This is a genomic window from Weissella cibaria (genome assembly GCF_004521965.1).
GTDB lineage: Bacteria > Bacillota > Bacilli > Lactobacillales > Lactobacillaceae > Weissella > Weissella cibaria_A.
The window spans coordinates 22,997-29,019 of the sequence record NZ_SDGK01000019.1 but is presented as its reverse complement, the minus strand read 5'-3'; the positions used below and the strand labels follow the sequence as shown (position 1 = coordinate 29,019).

At 44.7% G+C, this 6,023-nt stretch carries 7 protein-coding genes; 6 read left to right on the top strand and 1 reads right to left on the bottom strand.

The window, feature by feature from the left end:
- Window positions 1-371: transposase (locus EST42_RS03345; RefSeq protein WP_167711062.1), on the bottom strand; the 371-nt coding region annotated here is incomplete at its 3' end.
- A gap of 163 nt (window positions 372-534) precedes the next feature.
- Here EST42_RS03345 and EST42_RS03340 point away from each other — a divergent pair.
- From EST42_RS03340 to ptsP, 6 genes are all read left to right on the top strand, one after another.
- On the top strand, window positions 535-1,200 hold the full coding sequence (locus tag EST42_RS03340; protein WP_134644210.1) for a hypothetical protein: 666 nt from the start codon (window positions 535-537) through the stop codon (window positions 1,198-1,200).
- A gap of 199 nt (window positions 1,201-1,399) precedes the next feature.
- Window positions 1,400-2,350 carry a thioredoxin-disulfide reductase gene (gene trxB / locus EST42_RS03335; protein WP_134644209.1) on the top strand — a complete coding sequence of 317 codons (951 nt, stop codon included), beginning with the start codon at window positions 1,400-1,402 and terminating at the stop codon, window positions 2,348-2,350.
- Window positions 2,351-2,472: 122 nt separating this feature from the next.
- Window positions 2,473-3,447 (top strand): beta-ketoacyl-ACP synthase III, encoded by a 975-nt coding sequence (locus EST42_RS03330; RefSeq protein ID WP_134644208.1) that lies wholly within the window; start codon window positions 2,473-2,475, stop codon window positions 3,445-3,447.
- Between the two features lie 129 nt (window positions 3,448-3,576).
- Window positions 3,577-3,759, top strand: coding sequence for a hypothetical protein (locus tag EST42_RS03325; RefSeq protein WP_134644207.1), 183 nt, complete (start codon window positions 3,577-3,579; stop codon window positions 3,757-3,759).
- A 199-nt stretch (window positions 3,760-3,958) separates the two neighbouring features.
- A complete protein-coding gene (locus EST42_RS03320; protein WP_010370017.1) occupies window positions 3,959-4,225 on the top strand; it encodes a phosphocarrier protein HPr in 267 nt (88 codons plus the stop codon).
- Window positions 4,226-4,276: 51 nt separating this feature from the next.
- Window positions 4,277-6,004 (top strand): phosphoenolpyruvate--protein phosphotransferase, encoded by a 1,728-nt coding sequence (gene ptsP, locus EST42_RS03315; RefSeq protein WP_134644206.1) that lies wholly within the window; start codon window positions 4,277-4,279, stop codon window positions 6,002-6,004.
- Window positions 6,005-6,023: the final 19 nt, after the last annotated feature.

Genomic DNA, 6,023 nt, shown 5'->3' with positions numbered 1-6,023 from the left:
AAATAGACGCGAGTGTTTTGGTTCAGCTTGTCGTATGACTTCATAAACAAACGCCACTGACTCTTCATGATGGCGTATTCGCGAGAATACCGTTTATCCTCAATGCTACGTTGGTGAGCCACGCGTTGTCCCGTGAGAGCTTGCGCTACACGCTGAACGATGTGAAAGCGATCAATAATAATTTTGGCATTAGGAAATAAACCACGGACAAATTGGCCGCAGTTCGCATCTAAATCGATGATGCCATATTCGAATTGTCGCCGATTCTGAAGAGAGTAGCCTAAAAAGTGTTCCTTGATGTTATTAGCTAGGCGGTCAGGAAGAATCTCAATTAACTGATGTGTTTCGCCGTCGGCGTATACAAAGGACATGTTATGCGCTAAAGTGCGGACTTCATCAAAGCATCAGACCGAAGGCAATTGGCTCTGGAAATCGTAATAGTATGTTTGAGCAGAGTTGATGATTCTGTGGACGCTGCTTGTCGATACACGCAATGAATGCGCAATTGATTTTCGAGAGATATCATCTTGCGACATGGTGAATGACGTAGTTAGCTCAGAAGCAACTGTTAGCGCAACGCCAGAAGTGTCAGTTTCAAGTGAAGTTTTAGACAGTACCGTGTCATCGAGTGCTGATATCTCGGCAAATGTGACGTCAGATACAGCTGTTTTTTTGAGTGTGACTGATACAGCAGTAAGTACAGCAACGTATTCGATAATTGTGACTACTGAGGCATCAACGAAGACCAGCTCAGATGCATCTGCATTAAACAAGACAGCTAGCACAGACTCATCAAGTTCAGTTGATACATCTGTAATGAAGGCTAGCGATGTATCTGTTGCACGCCCATCAACAGTTAGTTCTGCATCAGAGGCGATAGCAAATAACGTGGCCCAAGCCCAAGCAGCATACACGGCATCAGCGACATCACGTGTGGCTGCGACAGCGGCTAACGGTAGCACAGCCAACGGACTTGATACAGGGGCGACAGTACAAGCTGGTACGGTGAATGCCGCCGATGAGGCAACAACGCATTTGGGAGATACACAGTTTGATACGTCTGCAAATCAGTTGCCATTAGTAGCGTCAGTCCTTTCAACATTGTTAGCAGGTTTGGGTGGTTTGTTCTTCATGCTGTGGCGACGTCGCAAGGAGGCCTCAAGTGAGGAATCAGAACGCCTGGCAGCTGAAAATGATTAGCTCTTTGCGGAAATTGACAAGATGAAAGATAGCTGGAAGTAATATTCAGTGATAAAGAATGACGCATAATAATGGATTGTGCTTTATTTTTGTAAGTAACCCTTTTCATTTGACATCAGAACCGGTAGAATAGGTCTTGTAGTCTTAAAGATTAATGAGAATCCGAATATAGCGATTCTAAACGAAGGGGGAAGTTAAAATGGCACAACATTATGACACAATAATTCTCGGGGCTGGCCCTGGTGGGATGACCGCAGCAACATACGCATCGCGGGCGAATATGTCAGTTTTGATGATTGATCGCGGCATTTATGGTGGACAGATGAATAACACCGCTGAAGTTGAAAATTATCCAGGTTTCGAGTCTATTCTTGGACCTGAGTTGGCAGAAAAAATGTACGCGTCGTCAACGAAATTTGGTGCTGAGTACGCCTTCGGATCAGTCTTGCATGTTGAGGCGCAAAATGATGGGACTTGGCATGTTGTAACGGACATGGACGACTATACGGCCAACACAGTGATTGTTGCGACGGGAGCAGCCAACGTTAAGCTAGCAGTACCTGGCGAAGACCAGTACACTGGTCGTGGGGTTTCATACTGTGCCGTCTGTGATGGAGCCTTCTTCCGTGGACAACACGTGATCGTTGTCGGTGGTGGTGATTCTGCTGTTGAAGAAGCAACCTACTTGGCAGGATTGGCTGACAAGGTAACCATCGTTCACCGTCGTAACAAATTGCGTGCCCAAAAGATTTTGCAAGACCGCGCCTTTGCAAATGAGAAAATCGACTTCATTTGGAACACGGTAGTTGAAGAAATCCTTGGTGATGACAAGAAGGTCACTGGTGTCCGTGTGCGGAATAACCAAACTGATGAAGTTTCTGAAATTGCGGCAGCCGGCGTATTCATTTATGTCGGATTGACGCCTGTTTCAGAACCTGTTCAAGCGTTGGGTATCACAGATGCTAATGGCTGGATTAACACGAATGACCGCATGGAAACATCAGCGCCTGGTATCTTTGCCATCGGTGACGTTCGTGACAAGGAATTGCGTCAAATTACCACTGCGGTTGGGGATGCCGCAATTGCCGGACAGAACGCCTTTTCTTACAATGAAAACTTTAAGATGGCAACATCTGAAGTAACTGAATAACAATTAAGGGACTTGTTTCTGCGAGTTCCTTTTTATTTACCTAATTCATTACCAAAATTCAGTAACATAGCGTAAAATGATTAAGAGCATTTTTTGCTGATACGAAAGAAAGGGGTCCACATATGACGCAAGGAACTAAGATTATTGCCTCAGCTCACTACGTTCCAAGTGATATCATTACGAACGATGACTTGGCGGCAATCATGGATACGAACGACGCGTGGATTCAAGCACACACTGGTATTAAGGAGCGACGTATTTCATTGCAAGGTGAGAATACGTCTGATTTGGCGACACAAGCAGCTCGCATGGCGCTTGCACAAACTGACCTTAAGCCAGAAGATATTGAACTAATCATTGTGACGACGTTTACGCCGGACGGATTAGCGCCTTCAACGGCTGCGCTCGTACAGCGTAACCTGAAAGCTGAAGGGGCGTGGGCATACGATATTTCAACTGCGTGCTCAGGATTTGTCTTTGGTATGAGTACTGCAGACAAGTTTATCCGTTCAGGTGTTTACAAGAACGCATTGGTTATTTCAGCAGAAGTTAATTCGAAGATGATGGACTTTACAGATCGCACATCAACTGTATTCTTCGGTGATGGTGCCGCTGCAATGGTGCTGGTTGCTGATGAAGAAGGTGGTATTGTAAAGGGAGAGGAAATGCACACCATTGGGAACGCAGAAGTCGTTCACTCTGGTCGTATCCAACCTTTGACTGAAATTTCTGCCGAAAACTACCCAAAGACGGATGCCTTCCACCAAGAAGGTCGCCAAGTCTTTGAAGAAGTTGTGCGCTTGGTTCCAGATCACATTGTAAAGTTCTTGGGTGATCGTGATTTGACGCCAAATGACGTTGATTACTTTATTACACACCAAGCCAACTTGCGTATTATCGAAGCAATTGCTGAGGCGATTGACCAACCAATGAACAAGTTTGCCACGAATATTACAAAGTATGGAAATACGTCATCAGCCGGAATTGGTATTGGCTTGGATGAACTGAACAAGAAAACTGATTTGACGGGTAAGCGAGTTCTGTTAACGGGATTCGGTGCCGGATTTACATACGGAAGTCTGTTGCTTGAATTCTAAAGTCTTATGAAAAGTAATGAACGTGTGCGTTTTTGAAACAAACACGTTTTTTTATTCTTTAAAAATGCATCGGTTTTCATGAAAGTTTGTTAAAATAGTAACAGTTAATTATTACAGGAGGGGTCAATTATGGACTATGAAGAAATGCTTGAGCAATTACGATCCGGCGAATTAGAAGAGTTCGTTTTGGAAGCAAGGGACTTCAAGGCGTTTTACGAAGTTTGGCGTAATTACCCTTATCAGAACGCGATTCGTGGTGTTGCCGCACGTGGCGGAGTTGTCACATATACGGCGAAGAATAAGGCTGATTAGAAACATCGCCGCTTCCACTTATTCACAAAAAGTTCACAAAAGACTAATGAAAAGGTAATGTAAGCGCTTGCGCAAATGCTTCATACCTGCTAGAATTAACGACATAGAGTTGGTTAGAAAGATTTCGAAAGCGTATCTCATTTAGCCAAGTCAAAAATTATACAAAGATAGATATTTTAATCTAGAGGAGATTATCACCATGGAATCACGCGAATTTCACATTGTAGCCGAAACTGGTATCCACGCACGTCCAGCAACTTTGTTGGTACAAGCAGCTTCAAAGTTCTCATCAAACGTAACGTTGTCATACCAAGGTAAGGACGTTAACTTGAAGTCAATCATGGGCGTTATGTCATTGGGTGTTGGTCAAAACGCCGATGTTAAGATTTCAGCAGAAGGTGATGACGAAGCTGAAGCATTGGCTGCGATTGCAGAGACGATGTCAGCAGAAGGTTTAACTGACTAATTTTTTAGTTAAAAATTTATTTGAACATTTACTTTGAGGGATAAGACGGCGATGGCAAAAGAAATTAAGGGTATTGCAGCATCAAACGGTGTTTCAATCGCAAAAGCATATAAGCTCGTTGATCCTGATTTGTCTTTTGATATTCGTACAGTAGACGATGTTCAAGCTGAGAAGGACCGCGTAGCAGCGGCCTTTTTAGCATCTAAGACAGATTTGGAACAAATTCGAGACAAGGCAGCAACTTCAATGGGGGCTGAAGAAGCTGAAGTGTTTACAGCACACATTATGGTGCTTGAAGACCCTGAGCTTTTTGGGGGCATTTCTGCTAAAATCGATAGCGACTCAGTTAACGCTGAAGCGGCGTTGAAGGAAACGACAGACATGTATATTGGTATGTTTGAGGCGATGGCTGATGACAATCCATACATGGCTGAACGTGCCGCCGACATTCGAGACGTGACAAAACGTGTGTTAAGTCACTTGTTGGGGAAGGAATTGCCAAACCCAGCCTTGATTAAGGAAGAAGTTGTGATTGTTGCGAAGGACATGACGCCTTCAGATACAGCCCAGCTTGACCGTCAATACGTTAAGGGATTCATCACTAACGTTGGTGGTCGTACAGCGCACGCCGCTATCATGGCGCGTACGTTGGAAATTCCAGCAATTGTTGGATCACAAGTTGCGACGGACGAAATTCAAGAAGGTGACATGGTCATCTTGGATGGACTTGACGGCATTGCAATCGTTGACCCTTCGGATGAGCAAGTGACAGAATACAGTGCCAAGGGTGAAAAATACGCTGCGCAAAAGGCAGAATGGGCAACGTTGAAGAACGAAAAGTCTATTTCAGCTGATGGTAAGGAGTTCTTGGTGGGTGCCAATATTGGTACGCCAAAGGACTTGACTGGTGTTGTGGATAACGGTTCAGAAGGAATTGGTTTGTACCGTACCGAATTCTTGTACATGGATTCAAAGGAATTGCCAACTGAAGATGATCAATTCGAAGCCTACAAGAAGGTCCTTGAGGGCATGGACGGTAAGCCTGTCACGGTCCGTACGATGGATATTGGTGGTGATAAGTACTTGCCTTACTTGCCGCTACCTGAAGAGGAAAACCCATTCTTGGGTTACCGTGCCATCCGTATTTCATTGGATCGTGATGACATTTTCCGTACCCAGTTGCGTGCCTTGTTGCGTGCTTCCGTTTACGGTGACTTGTGGATTATGTTCCCAATGGTGGCAACGTTGCCAGAATACCGTGCAGCTCGTGATATCTTTAATGAGGAAAAGGCAAAGTTGCAAGAAGCTGGTGTACCAGTAGCCGATGATATCAAGTTAGGAATTATGATTGAAGTGCCAGCTGCAGCTGTTTTGGCTGATAAGTTTGCCCAAGAAGTTGATTTCTTCTCAATTGGAACCAACGACTTGATTGGTTACTCAATGGCCGCAGATCGTGGAAACGACAAGATCTCATACTTGTACCAACCATACAACCCATCAATTTTGCGTTTGATTAAGAACGTGATTGACTCAGCGCACAAGTACGGCAAGTTTGCTGCAATGTGCGGTGAGATGGCAGGTGATCCAATTGCCGTACCAGTACTAGTTGGTATGGGCTTGGATGAATTCTCAATGTCGGCAACGTCTGTTTTGCAAACCCGCTCTTTGATGAAGCGTTTGGACACGACGAAGATGGCAGAATTGGCTGATAAGGCATTGGATGCTGAGACGAACGACGAAGTTATCGCGTTGGTTCGAGCTGCTGTACCGGCTGAATAAGAAGTAACGAGAAACCAGC

What these genes read in the sequence shown, in the direction of transcription:
- EST42_RS03330 (WP_134644208.1), top strand. Translation starts at nt 2,473, where the DNA reads ATGACGCAAGGAACTAAGATTATTGCCTCAGCTCACTACGTTCCAAGT.
- EST42_RS03325 (WP_134644207.1), top strand. Translation starts at nt 3,577, where the DNA reads ATGGACTATGAAGAAATGCTTGAGCAATTACGATCCGGCGAATTAGAA.
- EST42_RS03320 (WP_010370017.1), top strand. Translation starts at nt 3,959, where the DNA reads ATGGAATCACGCGAATTTCACATTGTAGCCGAAACTGGTATCCACGCA.
- trxB (WP_134644209.1), top strand. Translation starts at nt 1,400, where the DNA reads ATGGCACAACATTATGACACAATAATTCTCGGGGCTGGCCCTGGTGGG.
- ptsP (WP_134644206.1), top strand. Translation starts at nt 4,277, where the DNA reads ATGGCAAAAGAAATTAAGGGTATTGCAGCATCAAACGGTGTTTCAATC.
- EST42_RS03340 (WP_134644210.1), top strand. Translation starts at nt 535, where the DNA reads ATGGTGAATGACGTAGTTAGCTCAGAAGCAACTGTTAGCGCAACGCCA.